Consider the following 18,230-nt stretch of genomic DNA (forward strand, 5'->3'; position numbering starts at 1 on the left):
AGGGGCCGCAACCCGACCGTGCCGATGTCTTTTCTGTCCTGTCATCTGTCCCGCTTTCCGCTCGGCCCGGAGATTGGCAAGTTCCGGCGCAGGGGTCAATCGGATGCACGGGGTCATCTTGCCGCGTCCCTTGCAAGCCCCGGTGCGATGACAGAAGCTTGAGCGAGTAAATTTGCGCGGAATCCGTTCGCCGGGACCTGGGCGCGCACCTGCCCTTTCAATCTTGCGAAGGCAAGGGCAGGGACGCCGCAGATGGACAGGGAAAAAGGAAACAAGGCCATGACATTGTTCGACGACACCCCGGAACGCGCCCTGGCCTGGCATGAGGCCGGACAGGGCGCCGTGCTGGCGACCGTGGTGCAAACCTGGGGCAGCGCGCCCCGCCGGGTGGGCAGCCAGCTTGCGGTGCGCGGGGACGGTGAGATGGCGGGATCAGTCTCGGGTGGCTGCGTCGAGGGGGCCGTGGTGACAGAAGCGCTGGAGGCCTTGCAGGACGGCAAGACCCGGATGCTGGAATATGGTGTCAGTGACGAGGATGCCTTTGCCGTGGGTCTGGCCTGTGGCGGGACGATCCGCGTGCTGGTCGAGCCGGTGGGTGCCGCCATGCCCGCCGAGATGCTGAGCGCACTGGTCGCGGCAAGGGCCGCGCGCCGCCCGGTCGCCTACCTGGTCAACCCCGGCACCGGCGCGCGCAGTCTCGAAGACAGTGGCCACGAGGCCCGGTTCCGCATGGATCGTTCTGGGATGGAGGAAGACAACGCCACCTTCGTCACGATCTTCAACCCGCCCCTGCGCTTGTTCATCGTCGGTGCGGTTCATATTGCGCAGGCGCTGGTGCCGATGGCGCGGATCGCGGGCTTTGATCCGCTGGTGATCGACCCGCGCGACAGCTTTGCCTCGCCGCAGCGGTTCCCGGACACGGTCCTGCACAGCGATTGGCCGGATGAGGTGCTGGCCGAGGTCGGTCTTGATACACGCGCGGCGCTGGTGCTGCTGACCCATGACCCGAAGATCGACGATCCGGGGCTGGAACTGGCGCTGCGATCGCCCGCCTTCTATATCGGTGCGCTCGGCTCCAGGCGGACGCATGCGGGGCGCCGCGACCGCCTGCTGGCGCGCGGCTTTTCCGAAGAGGATATCGCCCGCATCCATGGCCCCGTCGGGCTGGACATCGGGGCCGCCGGCCCGGCAGAGATTGCCGTGTCGATCCTGGCGCAGATGGTCGATGTGCTCAGGAACGCCCGGTGAAATTCGGTCCAGTGCCCGTCGGTGACGCGCTGGGCGCGGTGCTGGCGCATTCGCTGACGCTGCCCGCGGGGCGTTTGCGCAAGGGCGCGGTGTTGGGCGCTGATGATCTGGCGCTTCTGCGCGCGGCGGGCATTGGTGACGTTGTCGTGGCGCGGCTTGATCCAGAGGATCGGGACGAAGACACCGCCGCCGCCCGGCTGGCCGCTGCCCTGGTGCCCGATCCGGGGGCGGTGGGGCTTCGGCTGGGTAAGGCGGCGACGGGGCGCGTGAACATCTATTCCACGGGTCCGGGATTGGCCGACATCGCGGCCGAGAAGATCCATGCCGTAAACCGGGTCGATCCGATGATCACCCTTGCCACGGTGCCGCAATGGCAGCGCATGGCCGAGCGCAGCATGGTCGCCACGGTCAAGATCATCGCCTACGCGGTACCCGAAACCGCGCTGCAAAAGGCCTGCGCGGCGGCGTCGGGTGGGCTGGCGTTGCGCGCCATGCAGCGTCGTCGTGTGGCGCTGATCACGACCGAGGTCGCGGGGCAGAAGGCCGCCGCGACGGAAACAGGCCAGGACAAGGGCCGCGACGCCGTGGCGCTGCGGATCACCCGGCTCGGTGGTGCGCTGGTGGCGCAAACCGGTGTGGCGCATGAGACCGCCAGCATTGCCGCCGCATTGGACACCGTTGCGCGCGAGATCTCCGATCTGGGGGCGATTCTGTTGCTGACCGGCTCGGCTACCTCGGACCCGCAGGATGTGGGGCCGGCGGGCCTGCGCGCGGCGGGGGGGCAGGTCACGCGTTTCGGGATGCCGGTCGACCCCGGCAATCTGCTGTTCTTCGGCGATCTTCGCGGGCTGCCGGTGATCGGCCTGCCGGGCTGTGCCCGCGCCCCGGCGCTTAACGGGGCGGATTGGGTGCTGGAACGCATTCTGTGCGACGTGCCCGTGGGGCACGACGACATCGCGGGCATGGGTCTGGGCGGTCTTCTGAAGGAAATTCCGACACGACCCCAGCCGCGCGATCCCAAATAGGCCCAAGGCGGCGCTCGGCCCTTTTCCTTCCGGGGCGCGCGTGATTAAGTTCGCTCAGCCAACGCAGCGAAGGACATAACCATGCCGAGCATCAATCTGACGGTGAACGGAAAACCCGCCTCGGGCGAGGTCGAAGGAAGGACCCTTCTGGTCGACTTCCTGCGCGAGGACCTCGGGTTGACCGGCACCCATGTGGGCTGCGACACCAGCCAATGCGGCGCCTGCACCGTGCATGTCGACGGGTTGCAGGTGAAAAGCTGCACCATGTTCGCGGTCGAGGCCGAGGGCGCCGATGTGCGCACCATCGAAGGCATGGCTGCCGAAGACGGGACGCTTTCGGTATTGCAGCAGGCCTTTCAGGATGAGCACGGACTGCAATGCGGTTTCTGCACACCAGGCATGGTCATGTCGCTGGATGCCTTGCTGAGCGTGAACCCGAAGCCTTCGGAACCCGAAATCCGCGCCCACCTGGAAGGCAATATCTGCCGGTGCACCGGGTATCACAACATCGTCCGCGCGGCGCTGGCGGCCTCCGGCCAGCTTTGACGCTGGCCCGGGCGCGGTCCGTGGCGGCGCTGATTGATACACACCCCTGAAATTCGAAACCCTGAAACGTGAAACGCCCCCCGAAAGCGGAGGGCGTTTTGGTCCGGTGGGTCTGTCAGAGCGAAATCAGCGCGGAAGCGGGCCGATCATCATGACCATCTGACGGCCTTCCATCTTGGGCATGCTTTCGACCTTACCAAGTTCCTTGACGTCGCCGGCCACCCGTTCAAGCAGCTCGCGGCCAAGGTTCTGGTGCGCCATCTCTCGGCCCCGGAAGCGCAGGGTGACCTTCACCTTGTCGCCGGTTTCGAGGAACTTGTAGACGTTGCGCATCTTGACTTCGTAGTCGTGCACATCGGTGTTGGGTCGGAATTTGACTTCCTTCACCTCGATGATCTTCTGCTTCTTGCGTGCTTCGGATTCACGCTTCTGCTGTTCGTACTTGAACTTGCCGAAATCCATGATCTTGCAGACCGGCGGAGCCGCGTTGGGAGAGATCTCGACCAGATCAAGCCCGGCTTCTTCCGCCAGTGCCATGGCGCGTGTGGGTGTCACGACGCCGACGTTTTCACCTTCCGCGCCAATCAGGCGGACTTCGGGGCAGCGGATACGGTCGTTCACGCGAGGGCCCGTGTCACGGGTGGGCGGCGCGTTGTGGGGTCTGCGGGCTATGGTTTTCTTCCTTTGATCGTTGATCGAATTTGAGCCGGGAAAATAACGTCAGACACGGCTCTTTTCAAGCCGCAAAACGCCCGGTTCATGGTCAGAACGCAAACAGGGCGGCGCGGGTTCCGCGCCACCCTGTATATTGGTGTCTCGGAACCTAGTCCACGAAGGCCTTTTCGACCACATATTGCTTGGGATCGGAATTGGCGCCTTCTTCCAGACCATAGCTTTCCAGAAGCTCCTTGATCTCGACGTTGAAGGCCAGGTTGCCGCAGACCATGCCCCGGTCGGTTTCCGGGTTGATCGGTTCGATCCCGAGATCCGCGAAAACCTCGCCCGAACGCATCAGGTCGGTGATCCGGCCCATCTTGGGGCTCTCTTCGCGGGTGGTGGTCGGATAGTAGCGGATCTTCTTGTGGAAATCCGGGCCGATCAGCTCGGCCAGCAGTTCGTCCTGCTTGATGTCCTCGATCAGCTGACGGCCATACTCCAGCTCGCCCACCTGGCGGCAGGTATGGGTGATCACGACCTCGTCGTAATCCTCGTAGGTCTGGGGTTCGCGCAGCAGCGAGGCAAAGGGCGCAAATCCGGTACCGGTCGAGAAGAACCACAGCCGCTTGCCCGGCAGGATCGCGTCATGGACCAGTGTGCCGACGGGCTTGGGGCGCAGGATGATCTCGTCCCCGACCTGGATGTTCTGCAGCTTCGAGGTCAGCGGCCCATCGGGCACCTTGATCGAATAGAACTCCAGTTCTTCGTCCCAGGACGGCGAGGCGATGGAATAGGCGCGCAGGATCGGCTTGGCCTTGCCGGTCTTTTCGTTCACGTCGCCCATCAGGCCGATCATCACGAATTCGCCCGAGCGGAAGCGCAGCGAGGCAGGGCGCGATACACGGAAGGAGAAAAGCCGGTCTGTCCAGTGTTTGACGAAAGTCACTTTCTGGGCGTCGGGCAGGGTGGGCGCCTTGGGCGCAGGGGCTTCTGTGTTCACGGCTGTATCTGTCATCTCTTTACGAAGGATTTCTTACAATCCCATCTCTAGCAATTTTTTGACCATTTGGAAAGTTTCACGCGGTGCGCAGGCGGTCCCTGTAGCTATGTGCAGTCCAATCTGCCCGAAATTTCCACTGTTCTTCCGGTTGGCGGGCGGCGAGCTCTTCGCTGATCTCCACATCGTCGAAGCCACAGCGGCGTGCCATGGCGTATTGATCTGCGATCACGTGCCCCGAGGCGCGCAGCTTGCCGGTATATCCATGGTCGCGCAGGACGCGCGCAATGGTGAAGCCGCGGCCATCGGCGAAGCTGGGGAATTCGACGCGCACAAGCGCAGGCAGGCTGGCCACATCCACGCCATGGGGGTCGGTGTCCGACGGCAGGGCCAGCATGTCCGCTTCGGGCAGCTCTGCGGCCCAGTCACTTTCGGAAAAGCCCTGGTCTGTAACGATCACACTCATGCTTGCGGTCCTCTCACGATTTTGCCATCCACCACGTGGATGCCGCATTCGATCTTGTTCTGTCCACGCCAGCGCCCTGCGCGAGGGTCTTCGCCGGGGGCCACGGGGGATGTGCAGGGGGCGCAGCCGATGGAAGGATAGCCCTTGGCGACAAGCGGGTGCTTGGGCAGGCGGTTCTCTTCCATGTAGTTGCGCACGTCTTCGGGGTGCCAATGGGCCAGGGGGTTGACCTTGACGCGGGTCGGCCCGTCCGGTTCGAAGAATTCCAGTGCCGCGCGGGTCGAGCTCTGGAACCGTTTGCGCCCGGTGATCCAGCCGTCGAAGTCGCGCAGGGCAACCTGCAGCGGCCGGGTCTTGCGCAGATCGCAACAGGCGTCGGTGTCGAATTGGTGCAGCGTGTCGTCGGGGTCCTCGTGCGCCAGCTCGATCTCGTTGGCGCGGATCACCCGCACGTCGCGCAGATGCAGCCGTTCGGCCATCTCCTGCTGGTATTCCAGGGTCTCGGCAAACAGCATCTGGGTGTCGATGAACAGCACCGGGACGGTGTTGTCGACCACCGAAACCAGGTGCAGCAACGCAACCGATTCCGCCCCGAAGGAGCTGACCATGGCAAGGTCGCCCACATCGTGGTCCTTCAACGCGGCCTCCAGCACGGAGGTCGCGCCGTGGTGCCGGTATCGGTCGTTCAGCATCTGCACCTTGGCCGCGATTTCGGGCGCGGTGGTGCTGCCGAAGTCCATGGCTGCTTCAGGCGGCATTCGCTTTCTCCGGATAGAGCGCGGCCTTGAACGGCGCGACCCCAAGGCGCTTGTAGGCGGCAAGGTAGGTCTCGTCTTCGCTGTCGCGAAGCGCGAGGTAGGTCTTGATGATGGTCTCGATGGCGCCGGTAATTTCGTCATAGGCGAAACCGGGGCCGGTGCGTTGACCGATGGCGGCATCTTCCGTGCCGTCCCCACCAAGGGTGATCTGGTAGTTCTCGACGCCCGCGCGATCCAGGCCCAGGATGCCGATATGGCCGACGTGGTGGTGGCCACAGGCATTGATGCAGCCCGAGATCTTGATCTTCAGCGGCCCGATCTCGTGTTCCAGCTTCAGCTCGTCGAAGCGATTGGCGATCTCCTGGGCGACCGGGATCGACCGGGCCGTTGCCAGCGCGCAGTAGTCCATGCCGGGGCAGGCGATGATGTCCGAAACCAGCCCGATGTTGGCCGTCGCTAGGCCCTGATCCTTCAGCGCCGCGTGCAGGGCGGGCAGGTCCGACTTGTGCACATGGGGCAGGATGACGTTCTGCTCGTGGCTGATGCGCAGCTCGTCATGGGCATAGGTTTCGGCCAGGTCAGCCATGGCGCGCATCTGGTCGGCCGTGGCGTCGCCCGGCGTCTCGCCATGCTTCTTGAGCGAGATCGACACGATGGCGTAGCCTTCCTGACGGTGCTCGGCCAGGTTGGTATCGGCCCAGGCACGGAACACCGGATCGGCCTCGCGCGCCGCGTCATAGGCATGGGTCGGCGCGTTGCGGAAGGCGGGCGGCGCGAACATCGTGCGGATCTCGGCCAGCATCTTCTGGTCGACACCGCCGAACAGCGGCTTCAGCTCGGCAAAGCGCTTTTCGGTCAGCTCCTTGAAGGTCTCCAGCCCGTTTTCGTTCACGGTGATCTTGATGCGCGCCTTGTACTTGTTGTCGCGCCGGCCAAGGACGTTGTAGGTGGCGACGATGGCTTCGGAATAGGGCAGCAAGTCTTCTTCCGGCAGGAAGTCGCGGATCACCTTGCCGATAACCGGCGTACGGCCAAGGCCCCCGCCGACGAAGACGCGGACGCCGCGTTGGCCGTCCTTTTCCACCAGTTGGATGCCGATGTCATGGGCGCGGATCACGGCGCGGTCGGCGTCGGCGCCCGTCACGGCGAACTTGAACTTGCGCGGCAGGAACTGAAATTCCGGGTGGTCGGTGGACCACTGGCGCAGCAATTCGGCAATGGGGCGGGGGTCGGCGACCTCATCCGCGGCGGCACCGGCGAAATGATCGGCCGTCACGTTGCGGATCGTGTTGCCGCTGGTCTGGATCGCATGCAACTGGACCGAGCCGAGCGCGTCGAGGATATCGGGCACATCGGGCAGCTTGGGCCAGTTGTACTGGATGTTTTGACGCGTGGTGAAGTGGCCATAGCCCTTGTCCCACTTCTCGGCGATGGTTGCCAGCATCCGCATCTGGTCGCTGCGCAGCGTGCCATAGGGAATGGCGACGCGCAGCATGTAGGCGTGTAGTTGCAGGTAGAGACCGTTCATCAGGCGCAGCGGTCGGAATTCGTCTTCGGTCAGCGACCCGTCGATGCGGCGTTCGACCTGGGACCGGAACTGGGCATTGCGCTCGGCAAGGAAGGCGGTGTCGAATTCGTTGTAGCTGTACATCTGGCTTACGCCTCCGCTTGCTTGCCGTGGAAGTAGTTCGATGGGCCGGTGCGGCGGAACTCTTCGCGGAAATGGGTGGGTTCGGGGCCGGTGTCGCTGGGTGCCATGTCGGCCAGGTAGGCGCCGACGATCAGGCTCTGGTCGCTCGCCGCTTCGGTCAGGCGCAGGTCGGCTGCGGCCTGGTCGGACAAAACCTGTGCTTCGGCCAGGTTGCGGGTCCAGGTGCCTTGAGCCGTGTAATAGACAACATCGCCTTCAAGAAGCGCGTTGCCGGTAACGACCTTGGGGGTGAAAGCGCGGGCCATCAGGCAGTTTCCTTCCATTGGGCGGCGTGCGGCGCGGGAATGCCGGGGATCAGGTCCAGAGGCAGTCCGGAGCGGCGGCAGGCCATGACCAGATGCTTCGAAACGGGTTCGGCCGCCAGATACAGCACATGGGCGCCATTGTCAGCCTCCAGCGCCAGGATCTGATGCAGCGGCGGGACCGTGGGATGGGACAGAGCGACAAGGCGTGCCTCGCGGCGGCCAAGCTCAAGGATTCCCGGTGCGATTTCGGGGTCATGCAGGATAACATCCGCCTGATCGAGCGCCTTGCGGGCCTTCAGAGTCAAGAGTTCGGGGTCATCGCTGCCGGTGAAGGTCAGGGTGATGCGCCCCGAAGAGGCAGCCTTGCCCATGGCTTGGGCAAGCTGGGTCTCCAGCGCGCGGTCGAGGTCGCGGCCCTGTGCCTGGGCGGCCGGACCCGTGGCGCCGAACCATTCGGACCAGAAGGCGCGGCGCGGCTTGCCTTCAGGCAGGGCCTCGGCCCGTGTGCGGAACGCCTGGGCGGCGCGGGCCAGATCGGCCAGGCCGGTGGGCAGGCGTTCTTCGAGGTCGCGCTTGACTGCGCGGGCCAGCATCGGGGCGGCGCCTTCGGTGCCGATGGCCACGGTCAGCGGGGCGCGGTCGACCATCGCGGGGGTGATGAAATCCGAGGCCTCCAGATCATCGACCACGTTGCACAGCACGCCGGCCTGCCGCGCCATGGCGGCGGTGGCGGCATCCCGTGCGGGATCTGCGTCGGCGGCATAGACCAGGGTCGCGCCAATCAGATCGTCTGCCGTCAGCGGCACCTGCACCAGGGTCAACCGCCGGTCCCGCGCAAGGGCACGGAGTTGCGGCAGCGCATCGGGCGCATGCACGGTGATCGCAGCCGGCGTCTTCAGCAGCAGCCGGAGCTTGGCCAGCGCGGTCTCGCCCCCGCCCGACAGCAGGATGCGGGCCTCTGTCATGTTCACAAAGATCGGAAAATGTCGCATGGCTACCGGATTTCACATCGTTGACTTGTGCTGAATATAGGAAATAATCCCGGTCAAAGGCCATGGCTTGGGGGGAATAAGGAATTCTGTTTCCTCGCTTGCCCGCTTTCCGACATATGTTCCACGATAAGGGGGAAAGGGCGAATGACTGTCCGACTGGACGAAACAGACCGGAAAATCCTTTTGCAACTGCAGCAGGACGCGGCCCAATCGCTGGATGATATCGCCCGCAAGGTGGGGTCTTCTAAGACGCCGGTCTGGAACCGGATCCGCAAGATGAAGGAGGCCGGGATCATCGGCGCCCAGGTCGCCCTGCTGGATGCGGAAAGCCTTGGCTTTGATGCCTGTTTCTTTGTCCTGATCCGTACCAGCGAACACGAGGCCGATTGGCAGGCGGCTTTCCTGAAGGCCCTGAAGGACCGCCCCGAGGTACAGGAAGCACACCGATTGGCCGGGGACATCGATTACATCCTCAAGGTCCGGGTGCGCAATGCGCGCGCCTATGATGCCTTCTATCAGGCGCTTATTTCAGAGGTGAAGGTGCATAACGTCACCGCGCTGCTCAGTATGGAGCAGATCAAGTCCACCACGGCCCTGCCGTTGTAAGGGGGGGCGCTGCCCCCGCCGCACCTGCGGCGCGTCTCCCCCGGAGTATTTCCGGCCAGGTGAGGTGAGCAACAAAGCCGTCTCAGCCTGTCGGGAATACTCCGGGGGGAGCGCGAGAGGCGATCGGGGCATCGCCCCCTGCCGGGCGTGAACGGATCAGACGGTGACCATGAGCCGTTCAAGCGCGTGGAAGTGGTAAAGGTCCGCGTAGCGGGGCGGTTCGGCCAGACGTAGGTTCGGGCACCGCTGGAACAGGATAGGAAGCGAGACGCGCAGTTCCAGACGGGCCAGGGGCGCGCCAATACAAAAATGCGCGCCGGCACCGAAGCTGGTATTGGGGCGCACGGGCCGGGAGGGATCGAAGACGTCCGGATCGCTCCAGACCGCCGGATCACGGTTCGCCGCCCCCAGGACACAAGCCACCTGATCGCCCCGGGCAAAGTGACGGCCATAAAGCTCGATCTCTTCCAGCGCATAGCGGGTGAAGATATGCAGGGGCGGGTTGTGGCGCATGATCTCCTCGACCGTGCCTTCGACGCGGTCCGGGGTTAGCCAATGGGGGGCATTGCCGTGCTCCGACAGGGCGACCACGCCATTGCCGGTGGTGTTGACCGTGGCCTCGTGCCCGGCGTTCAGCAACAGGATGCAGGTTGCGATCAGCTCGTCCATCGTCAGGCGATCGCCGGCTTCCTCGGCCTGAAGCAATTCGCTGATCAGATCGTCGGAGTGGGACGTGCGACGCGCCTCGGCGTGGCTGCGGATATAGGCGGCGAAGTCGGCGGCAGCGCTGTTGGCGGCCTCTTCCAGCGTCCGGTCACGACGTGCCTGGTACATGGCGACCATGGTGTTGGACCAGTCCAGAAGCTGCGGCGCCATGTCTTCCGGCACCCCCAGCAGGCGGGCGATGATGATCGCGGGCAGGTGGGTGGCGAAGGCGGGGATCAGGTCAAAGGCTTCGCCCTGCGGGAAGGCGTCGACCAAGGTGTGCGCCAGTGTGGCCATTTCAGGTTCCAACCCGGCGATCCGGCGAGAGGTGAAGGCGCGCAGGGTCAGCCCCCGCAGGCGTTTGTGTGCAGCACCATCCAACGCCAGCATCGACATGTCGTCGACCCGGTGGAAGTCCGCAATATGGGCGGGCACGGGGGGCGCCAGCTCGGGCGGGCATTGGGAGCCGAACCTCCGGTCGCGCAGGATGGCATTTACCGCCTCATGGGAAAAGGCGGCGGGCATGCCGTAGTCTTCCCAGTCGTGCAGCGGCCCTTCGGCACGGACACGTTCGTAAAAGGGATAGGGGTTCTGGACAAAGTCCGGATCGGTCGGGGATTGTGTATAGCTGGCCATGGCGCCTTGATAGGCCAAGGGGCCGCCATGGCAAGTGGTCAGGACAGAGGAACGCGCGTCATCCGGGCCAAGGCTGCTTGCAGGAAGAGGAGGTATCGCGATGTGGAGACGGGCAAGGGCCATGCTGGCCTTGCTGTTGGCGGTGGCGGTGATTTCCCTCGCGGTCTTCCATGCGGGGTATCGGCAGTCGCTCAATGCGCTGGCGCAACGCGGCGAATCGGATCTTTCGCTGGCCGCCGACCGGCTGACCGGCCAGTTGCAACGCTATCAGGACCTGGCCGTTCTCTTTGCCCAGCATCCGACCCTGCGGTCGGTTTCGGCGGGCGCCTTTCCCGGCCCTGCCGCCGATCTGATGCTGCGCCTTGCCGATCGCACCGGCGTGCTGAACATGGCCTACCTGGATGACAAGGGGCAGGTACTGGCCGAGGCCCGCCCCGGTGCCGTCCCCGAGACCACCTATGTCGCCGAAGCCATCGCCCGGGCGCAGGAAGGCGCGCTGGGCACCGGCCACGGGCTAGCACCCGGAAGCGCCCTGCGGTCCTATGTCTTTGCCGCGCCCAGTTTTGCCCCTGGTGGCGGGGTCATGGGGATCCTCATGGTCAGCGTGAATGTCGAACTGCTCGAAGCGGAATGGCGCGGGGATCGTCCGGCGGTCCTGTTCACGGATGAAACTGGCCAGGTCTTCATCACCAACCGGTCCGAACTACTTGGTTGGCAGCGGGGGCCGGGGCTGCGCGGATTGTCCCCGAGGGATGCCCCCGCAGCCGAGGTCGCCGCGCGCTTTATCGGGGGGCGAGAGCTTTGGCACATCGACTGGTCGCCCTATCTGCCGCGACGCGTGCTTTATCTGGAGCGGGATCTGCCCAAGGTTGGCATGTTGGCGGTGGCGCTGGTCGATGCCGCTCCGTCGCGCCGCATCGCGCTGTTGCAGGCGGCTGTGGTCGGGCTGGTCCTTCTGGTCTTCGGGGTGGCCTTGCTTTCCGCGCGTGAACGGCGCCGTGTCCTGGCCGAGGCCAATGCCGGCCTTGAAACGCGCGTGGCGGATCGCACCGCGGCCCTGTCGGGGGCCAACACCCGCCTGCGCCGCGAGGTCCAGGAGCGGGAGGAGGCCGAAGCCGCCCTGAAGCGCGCCCAGAGCGAGCTTGTCCAGGCCGGCAAGCTGTCGGCGCTGGGCCAGATGTCGGCAGGCCTTGGCCATGAATTGAACCAGCCGCTGATGGCCATCGGGCAGTTCGCGGAAAACGGCGCGCTGTTCCTGGAACGGGGTCAGCCGGACAAGGCGGCCGAGAACCTGATCCGGATCGCCGGGTTGGCGGGGCGGCTGGGCCGGATCATACGTAACCTGCGCGCCTTTGCCCGTCAGGAAAGCGCGCCCGTGCGCCGCATCGACCTGGTGCAGGTGATCTCGACCGCGCTCGAGATGACAGAGGCCCGGCTGGCCGGGGATGGCATCACCTTGCACTGGACCCCGCCGTCCGACCCGGTCTGGGCCATGGGCGGAGAGGTCCGCCTGGCGCAGGTGCTGGTGAACCTGATCACCAATGCAGCCGACGCCATGACCGACAGCCCGCGCAAACGGCTCGACATCACGTTGACCGGGGGGGCGGCACCCGAGATCCGGCTGCGTGATACCGGCACCGGAATCTCGGACCCCGACAAGATCTTCGATCCGTTCTTCTCCACCAAGGAGGTCGGGGCCTCCGAAGGCATGGGGTTGGGTCTGTCGATCTCCTACGGGATGGTGCAAAGTCAGGGCGGAACGATCCGGGGCGACAACCACCCGGAGGGCGGCGCGGAATTCCTGGTGCAATTGCCGGTCGCCACGGAGCAAGTCTGAGCTGATCTTGGGTCAGCGCGGCATGGCGAAGTGCATGGTGGGTCCGGGTCGACGCGCCGGGTTCGGTGGCCGAAAGAGGAACGAGGTAGGATGACCAGAACGGTTCTCGTGGTGGATGACGATGCGGCGGTGCGCGATGCCCTGGCGCAGACGTTGGAACTTGCCGATCTTGATCCGCGTCCCGCCGGGTCCTTCATCGCGGCCAAGGACCATATCGGCCCGGATTTCGACGGTGTCATCCTGTCGGATATCCGGATGCCGGGGCGGGACGGGTTCTTCCTGCTGGATCACGCGCTGAAGGCGGACCCCGAATTGCCGGTGATCCTGCTGACGGGCGAAGGCGATATTCCCATGGCCGTGGCCGCCATGGATCGCGGGGCCTTCGGGTTTCTGGAAAAACCCTGTGCCTCGGCCGAATTGCTGCCGGTGATCGAACGCGCTCTGCGGACACGCGAGCTTGTGCTTGAAAATCGCCGTCTGAAGGCGCAGCTGGAACGCGGCGACCCGGCGGCGCGGATGATCTTCGGGCGCTCCGCCAAAAGCGACGCCTTGCGCGCGCGGGTGCGCCAGGTCGCCGTCACAGCCGCCGAAGTGCTGGTAACAGGCCCGGCAGGTGCGGGGATTTCGAAGGTTTCCGAAGTCATCCACCTCAGCTCGCGCATGGCGCAGCGTCCCTTCGTCAAACGCGCCTCCGCCGGATTGGGGGCCGAGGCGCTGGAGGCCGCCTTTGCCGAGGCGCTGGATGGCACGCTTTACCTTGATGAAATCAGCGAACTGCCCCGCGAGGTGCAATTTGCGCTGGCCGAGCGGCTTGAGCAGGCCTCCGGTGCGCGGCTGATTGCGGGGTGCACGGCGGATCTGGGCGCAGCCGTCGAGGCGGGGCGGTTCAGCCCGGACCTGTTCTATCGCCTCGACGTGATGCGGGTGCATATCCCGGCGCTCAAGGACCGCCCCGAGGATATCCCCTTCATGTTTCGCCAATATGTCGACCAGTCCTCGGAACAGGCCGGGTTGCCGGCCCCCATGGTCACCGCTGAAGTGGTCGCCGCCCTGATGGCCCGCGACTGGCCCGGAAACACCCGCGCCCTGATGAGCGAGGCCATGCGTTTCGTGCTGGGCGGCGGGGCCATCGGCGACGCGAAAGAGGGCGAGGATCAAAGCGATCTCGGTCTTGCCGATCAGATGGCGCGGATCGAGAAAAGCCTGCTGGCCACCGCCTTGCGCCGCCACGAAGGGCGCGCGGGCGAAGTGGCCGAGGCCCTGAAACTGCCGCGCAAGACGCTTTACGACAAGATGACCAGGTACGGCCTGAAGCCGCAGGATTTCCGCTGACGCCGGGGTTCACGAAGGCGGTTGCGCCTTGGGGGCATCGGCCATAGGGCCGCCCGCCCTGCGGTGAAATGCGCGCGCGTGTCAGCCCACTTAAATTGTGCGAAATTCCGCACATTTCGGCAAGCAATCTGTGCGGTTCTCCGCACATGGGCGAAACCTTCGTCCTTGGCTAACCTTAAAAGTAACGATCAATTAATTGATATAATGGAATAAAATTTCCTGCCTTTGACTCACACACTTTTTCTTGAGCGGTGGGTCCTCATCCCCGAACCTGTCTTCAGTCGGGCGTCTGCAAGGGCGCCCGGGGAGAATGTTCAACGGGGAGGAGACCCAGATGAAATTCCTGACCACCACCGCCATCGCCCTTGGTCTGGCCGTGACCGCCAGCGCCGCTTTTGCATCCTGCGAGGACGGTGAGACCGTCATCAAGTTCAGCCATGTGACCAACACCGACAAGCACCCCAAGGGGATCGCCGCAAGCCTGCTGGAACAGCGCGTCAACGACGAGATGGATGGCGTCGCCTGCATGGAGGTCTTCCCGAACTCCACGCTTTACGACGACGACAAGTTGCTGGAAGCCATGCTGCAGGGCGATGTCCAGCTCGGCGCGCCTTCCCTGTCGAAATTCGAGACCTTCACCAAGGTTTTCCGCATTTTCGATCTGCCCTTCATGTTCAAGAACATGGAAGCGGTCGATGCCTTCCAAAGCTCGGATGCGGGTCAGGACATGATGGGCTCGATGGAAAAGCGCGGGCTGGCAGGTCTGGCATTCTGGCATAACGGGCTGAAGCAGTTCTCGGCCAACACGCCGCTGATGGTTCCGACCGATGCCGAAGGCCTGAAATTCCGCGTGCAGCCTTCCGACGTTCTGGTCGCCCAGATGGAAGCCATCGGGGCAAGCCCGCAGAAAATGGCCTTTTCCGAAGTGTACGGCGCCCTGCAGCAGGGCGTTGTCGACGGTCAGGAGAACACCTGGTCCAACGTGCTGGGGCAGAAGTACTACGAAGTGCAGGACGGGATCACCGAAACCAACCACGGCGTTCTCGACTACATGGTCGTGGCCTCGGTCGACTGGCTGGACAGCCTTGAACCGGCGACCCGTGACCAGTTCCTGACCATCCTAGACGAGGTCACCACCGAGCGGAACGCGGCCATTGCCGAAGTCGACGCCGAAGCCCGTCAGGGCGTGCTGGATGCCGGCGGCGAGATCCGGGAGCTGAGCCCCGAGCAGCGCGAGGAATGGGTCGTCGCGATGAAGCCCGTCTGGGAGCAGTTCACCGACGACGTCGGCCAGGAAAACATCGACGCGGCCCAGGCGATCAACATGAACTACTGATCCTGGCGACAGGGTTTCGAAGGGCGCGGCATGGCCCGCGCCCTTCGTCGTGGGGCAAAAATCACCATACAACAGGGGGAGGGGGACGATGAGTAGCATCAACCGGGCACCCGGCATTTCATTCATCGACCGGATCGAGGAAAGCCTGATCTCGGCGATCCTCGGGATCATGACGGTCATCACGTTCGCCAATGTGGTGGCGCGCTATGTCTTCAACGCGAATATCCTCTGGGCACTGGAAGCGACGGTCTTCCTGTTCGGTTGGCTGGTCCTTCTGGGGGCCTCCTACGCGGTGAAGAAGAACGCCCATCTGGGCGTCGATGCGGTGGTCGACATCGTGCCCGCGCCGGTGCGCCGGGTGCTGGCGCTGATTTCGGTCGCGGTCTGCATCGTCTTTTCCTGCCTGCTGCTGAAGGGCGCCTGGGATTACTGGGCCAATTTCGCCAACCTGCCGCAGACCACGGGCCGCTGGTTCCCCACCGGATTCGAGGACAGCTTCCGCGCCAAGGCCTGGTACGAGGTCAACGATATTCCGATTCCCGAATGGTTGCGCTTCCTTGAGGGGGCCATGAACGACGGCGATGAATACGAAAAGCTGCCGCGCTTCATTCCCTATGTGGTGCTGCCGGTCTCGATGGCGCTGCTGCTGTTCCGTTTCTGTCAGGCGGCCGTGCTGGTCTGGCAGGGCAAGCTGGACCGGATCGTCGCCAGCCACGAGGTCGAGGACGAACTAGAAGAGATGCGCGATCAGCGCGGAGAGGCCTGAGTCATGGAAGTCGTCATTCTTTTCGGGCTGGTCATCGGCTTCATGCTGATCGGCGTGCCAATTGCCGTGTCGCTCGGCATGTCCTCGGTCATGTTCCTGCTGTGGTATGGGGACACCTCGCTGGCCTCCATAGCGCAGACGCTGATGCAGGCTTTCGTGGGGCATTTCACCCTGCTGGCCATCCCCTTCTTCATTCTGGCCTCCAGTTTCATGTCCACCGGGGGGGTGGCGAAACGGATCATCCGGTTCTCGATCGCCTGCGTGGGGCACCTGCGCGGCGGTCTGGCCATCGCCGGGGTCTTTGCCTGCATGATCTTCGCCGCCCTGTCGGGCTCCAGCCCGGCCACCGTGGTCGCCATCGGCTCCATCGTCATCGGGGCGATGACACAGGCCGGCTATACCAAGGACTTCGCCGCCGGGGTGATCTGCAACGCCGGTACCCTCGGTATCCTGATCCCCCCCTCGATCGTCATGGTGGTCTATGCAACCGCCGTCGATGTGTCGGTCGGGCGGATGTTCCTGGCTGGTGTCATCCCCGGCATCATGGCCGGTGCGATGCTGATGGTCACCATCTACGTCATGGCCCGGATCAAGGGCATGCCCAAGGGTGAATGGCGCGGGGTCGGTGAAATCTGGGCCAGCTTCCGCGAAGCCTTCTGGGGTCTGATGCTGATCGTCATCATCATGGTCGGGATCTATGGTATCCCCGGCGTGACCGGCGCGATCTTTACCCCGACCGAAGCCGCTGCCGTCGCCTCGATCTATGCCTTCATCGCGGCGGTCTTCATCTATCGGGATATGGGGCCGCTGAAGGAAACCGAGGACCGTGCGAAGTCGAGCCTGCTGAAGAAGCCCCAGGCCCTCGTCACCGCACTGTTCCACAAGGACACCCAGGCGACCCTGTTCGAAGCCGGCAAGCTGACCATCACGCTGATGTTCGTGATCGCCAATGCGCTGATCCTGAAACACGTGCTGACCGACGAACAGGTGCCCCAGCATATCGCCAATGCGATGCTGTCGGCAGGCTTCGGGCCGATCCTGTTCCTGATCGTGGTCAACGTGATCCTGCTGATCGGGGGCCAGTTCATGGAGCCCTCGGGCCTGCTGGTGATCGTCGCGCCGCTGGTCTTTCCCATCGCCATCGAACTGGGGATCGACCCGATCCACCTTGGCATCATCATGGTGGTGAACATGGAAATCGGGATGATCACGCCGCCGGTGGGTCTGAATCTGTTCGTCACCTCCGGCGTCGCCGGGATGCCGATGATGCGGGTTGTCCGCGCGGCCTTGCCGTTCCTGGCCGTGCTTTTCGTCTTCCTGATCATGGTGACCTATATCCCGGCGATCTCGACCCTGCTGCCCAATGCGGTGATGGGCCCGGAGACGGTGGTGAACTGACCGGGCGCCGAGGCCCCAACCAAGTCGAGGCCCCAACCAAGACGAAAGGCGGCACCTTTGCGGGTGCCGCCTTTTGTCTGTCCTTTGCCGTCCGTCGGGGCTGATCAGCCCTCGGCAGGCTCTGTCGCTGCCGCTTCCAGTGCCGCGATGATGGGCGAGAAATCCTTGGCCGACAGGCTGGCGCCGCCGACCAGCGCGCCATCGACGTTGGAGATATCGAAGATCTCCTGCGCGTTGGCCGCCTTGACCGAGCCGCCGTAAAGCAGCCGCACGGATTTCCCGACCCCGAAGCCAAAGCGTTGTTCCAGCCGGGCGCGGATGAAATCATGGACCTCGCCGATCTGGTCGCTGGTCGGGACCTGACCGGTTCCGATAGCCCAGATCGGCTCGTAGGCGACGACAAGGTTTTCACCCGTGGAACTGTCGGGGATAGACAGCGACAACTGCGCGCCGATGATGTCCAGCGTATTGGTCGCCTCGCGCTGGAACTGGCTTTCGCCGACACAGATGATGGTCTGCAACCCGGCCGCCTGGGCCATCTGGGCCAGCATCCGCACATCTTCGGAGCTTTCCTCGTGATCGGCACGGCGTTCGGAATGACCCAGAATCACCGCATTGGCGCCCACGTCCCGCAGCATCTGGGCGGAGATGTCACCGGTGTGCGGACCCTCCACGTTCATGTGGCAGGTCTGGCCACCGACCCGGATCGCCGTGCCGGCGCAACGGTCCGCCGCCAGCGCCAGAAGCGTGGCGGGCGGGCAGATCAGCACGTCGCAGGCGGGATCGGGATGGGCGCCGGCCAGCGCCTCGAGCTCGTCCAGAGAGGACCGCAGCCCGTTCATCTTCCAGTTGCCTGCCGCCATCTTCCTGCGCATGTCGTTGCCTTTCATGTCTCTTTGGTGGGCATTCTTACCGGCAGGGGGCAGAGGTCAAGCTATGGTAGCGCCCACATGAAGCGAATTCCGCGTG

18 protein-coding genes are annotated in these 18,230 nt (G+C 64.3%); 9 read left to right on the forward strand and 9 right to left on the reverse strand.

Features of this window, described 5'->3' with window-relative positions; translation table 11 throughout:
• The first annotated feature begins 279 nt into the window (after positions 1 to 279).
• The 3 genes from PSAL_RS02710 (at position 280) to PSAL_RS02720 (ending at position 2,819) form a co-directional block, all read left to right on the forward strand.
• Entirely contained in the window at positions 280 to 1,248 is a 969-nt protein-coding gene (locus PSAL_RS02710) for an XdhC family protein (RefSeq protein ID WP_119839752.1), read from the forward strand.
• Positions 1,245 to 2,273, forward strand: a complete 1,029-nt coding sequence (locus tag PSAL_RS02715; protein ID WP_119839617.1) for a molybdopterin-binding protein — start codon at positions 1,245 to 1,247, stop codon at positions 2,271 to 2,273. The genes PSAL_RS02710 and PSAL_RS02715 overlap by 4 nt, the downstream gene beginning before the upstream one ends.
• A gap of 81 nt (positions 2,274 to 2,354) precedes the next feature.
• Positions 2,355 to 2,819 (forward strand): (2Fe-2S)-binding protein, encoded by a 465-nt coding sequence (locus PSAL_RS02720; protein ID WP_119839616.1) that lies wholly within the window; start codon positions 2,355 to 2,357, stop codon positions 2,817 to 2,819.
• A 126-nt stretch (positions 2,820 to 2,945) separates the two neighbouring features.
• Here the strand turns inward: PSAL_RS02720 and infC are convergent, their stop codons facing one another.
• From infC to PSAL_RS02755, 7 genes are all read right to left on the reverse strand, one after another.
• Positions 2,946 to 3,440 (reverse strand): translation initiation factor IF-3, encoded by a 495-nt coding sequence (gene infC / locus PSAL_RS02725; RefSeq protein ID WP_231388588.1) that lies wholly within the window; start codon positions 3,438 to 3,440, stop codon positions 2,946 to 2,948.
• Between the two features lie 202 nt (positions 3,441 to 3,642).
• Complete coding sequence (locus tag PSAL_RS02730) at positions 3,643 to 4,491, reverse strand: ferredoxin--NADP reductase (RefSeq protein WP_119839614.1); 849 nt, start codon at positions 4,489 to 4,491, stop codon at positions 3,643 to 3,645.
• 61 nt (positions 4,492 to 4,552) lie between these two features.
• Positions 4,553 to 4,939 carry a DUF934 domain-containing protein gene (locus PSAL_RS02735; protein WP_119839613.1) on the reverse strand — a complete coding sequence of 129 codons (387 nt, stop codon included), beginning with the start codon at positions 4,937 to 4,939 and terminating at the stop codon, positions 4,553 to 4,555.
• Entirely contained in the window at positions 4,936 to 5,697 is a 762-nt protein-coding gene (locus PSAL_RS02740; protein ID WP_119839612.1) for a phosphoadenylyl-sulfate reductase, read from the reverse strand. Before PSAL_RS02740 ends, PSAL_RS02735 begins: the two co-directional genes overlap by 4 nt.
• Positions 5,687 to 7,348: a nitrite/sulfite reductase gene (locus tag PSAL_RS02745; protein WP_119839611.1), complete on the reverse strand. Its 1,662-nt coding sequence runs from the start codon at positions 7,346 to 7,348 to the stop codon at positions 5,687 to 5,689. The genes PSAL_RS02740 and PSAL_RS02745 overlap by 11 nt, the downstream gene beginning before the upstream one ends.
• Positions 7,349 to 7,353: 5 nt before the next feature.
• Positions 7,354 to 7,653: a DUF2849 domain-containing protein gene (locus tag PSAL_RS02750; protein WP_119839610.1), complete on the reverse strand. Its 300-nt coding sequence runs from the start codon at positions 7,651 to 7,653 to the stop codon at positions 7,354 to 7,356.
• The gene (locus tag PSAL_RS02755; RefSeq protein ID WP_119839609.1) at positions 7,653 to 8,645 is read right to left on the reverse strand and encodes an NAD(P)-dependent oxidoreductase; all 993 of its coding nucleotides are present in this window, start codon (positions 8,643 to 8,645) and stop codon (positions 7,653 to 7,655) included. Before PSAL_RS02755 ends, PSAL_RS02750 begins: the two co-directional genes overlap by 1 nt.
• Positions 8,646 to 8,789: 144 nt before the next feature.
• On the opposite strand from PSAL_RS02755, the gene PSAL_RS02760 reads away from it, so the two are divergent.
• Complete coding sequence (locus tag PSAL_RS02760; protein WP_119839608.1) at positions 8,790 to 9,251, forward strand: Lrp/AsnC family transcriptional regulator; 462 nt, start codon at positions 8,790 to 8,792, stop codon at positions 9,249 to 9,251.
• A 156-nt stretch (positions 9,252 to 9,407) separates the two neighbouring features.
• On the opposite strand, the gene PSAL_RS02765 is transcribed toward PSAL_RS02760, so the two are convergent.
• A complete protein-coding gene (locus tag PSAL_RS02765; RefSeq protein ID WP_119839751.1) occupies positions 9,408 to 10,592 on the reverse strand; it encodes a cytochrome P450 in 1,185 nt (394 codons plus the stop codon).
• A 100-nt stretch (positions 10,593 to 10,692) separates the two neighbouring features.
• Here PSAL_RS02765 and PSAL_RS02770 point away from each other — a divergent pair, with 100 nt between their 5' ends.
• From PSAL_RS02770 to PSAL_RS02790, 5 genes are all read left to right on the forward strand, one after another.
• A complete protein-coding gene (locus PSAL_RS02770) occupies positions 10,693 to 12,429 on the forward strand; it encodes a sensor histidine kinase (protein ID WP_119839607.1) in 1,737 nt (578 codons plus the stop codon).
• Positions 12,430 to 12,519: 90 nt separating this feature from the next.
• Positions 12,520 to 13,761 carry a sigma-54-dependent transcriptional regulator gene (locus PSAL_RS02775; protein ID WP_119839606.1) on the forward strand — a complete coding sequence of 414 codons (1,242 nt, stop codon included), beginning with the start codon at positions 12,520 to 12,522 and terminating at the stop codon, positions 13,759 to 13,761.
• Between the two features lie 334 nt (positions 13,762 to 14,095).
• The gene (locus tag PSAL_RS02780) at positions 14,096 to 15,097 is read left to right on the forward strand and encodes a DctP family TRAP transporter solute-binding subunit (protein ID WP_119839750.1); all 1,002 of its coding nucleotides are present in this window, start codon (positions 14,096 to 14,098) and stop codon (positions 15,095 to 15,097) included.
• A gap of 88 nt (positions 15,098 to 15,185) precedes the next feature.
• Entirely contained in the window at positions 15,186 to 15,863 is a 678-nt protein-coding gene (locus tag PSAL_RS02785; protein WP_119839605.1) for a TRAP transporter small permease, read from the forward strand.
• 3 nt (positions 15,864 to 15,866) lie between these two features.
• On the forward strand, positions 15,867 to 17,261 hold the full coding sequence (locus PSAL_RS02790; protein WP_119839604.1) for a TRAP transporter large permease: 1,395 nt from the start codon (positions 15,867 to 15,869) through the stop codon (positions 17,259 to 17,261).
• A gap of 104 nt (positions 17,262 to 17,365) precedes the next feature.
• Here PSAL_RS02790 and tpiA read toward each other — a convergent pair whose 3' ends face one another.
• Positions 17,366 to 18,136 (reverse strand): triose-phosphate isomerase, encoded by a 771-nt coding sequence (gene tpiA, locus PSAL_RS02795; RefSeq protein WP_119839749.1) that lies wholly within the window; start codon positions 18,134 to 18,136, stop codon positions 17,366 to 17,368.
• Between the last annotated feature and the right edge of the window lie 94 nt (positions 18,137 to 18,230).

This window comes from Pseudooceanicola algae (genome assembly GCF_003590145.2).
Classification (GTDB): Bacteria; Pseudomonadota; Alphaproteobacteria; order Rhodobacterales; family Rhodobacteraceae; genus Pseudooceanicola; species Pseudooceanicola algae.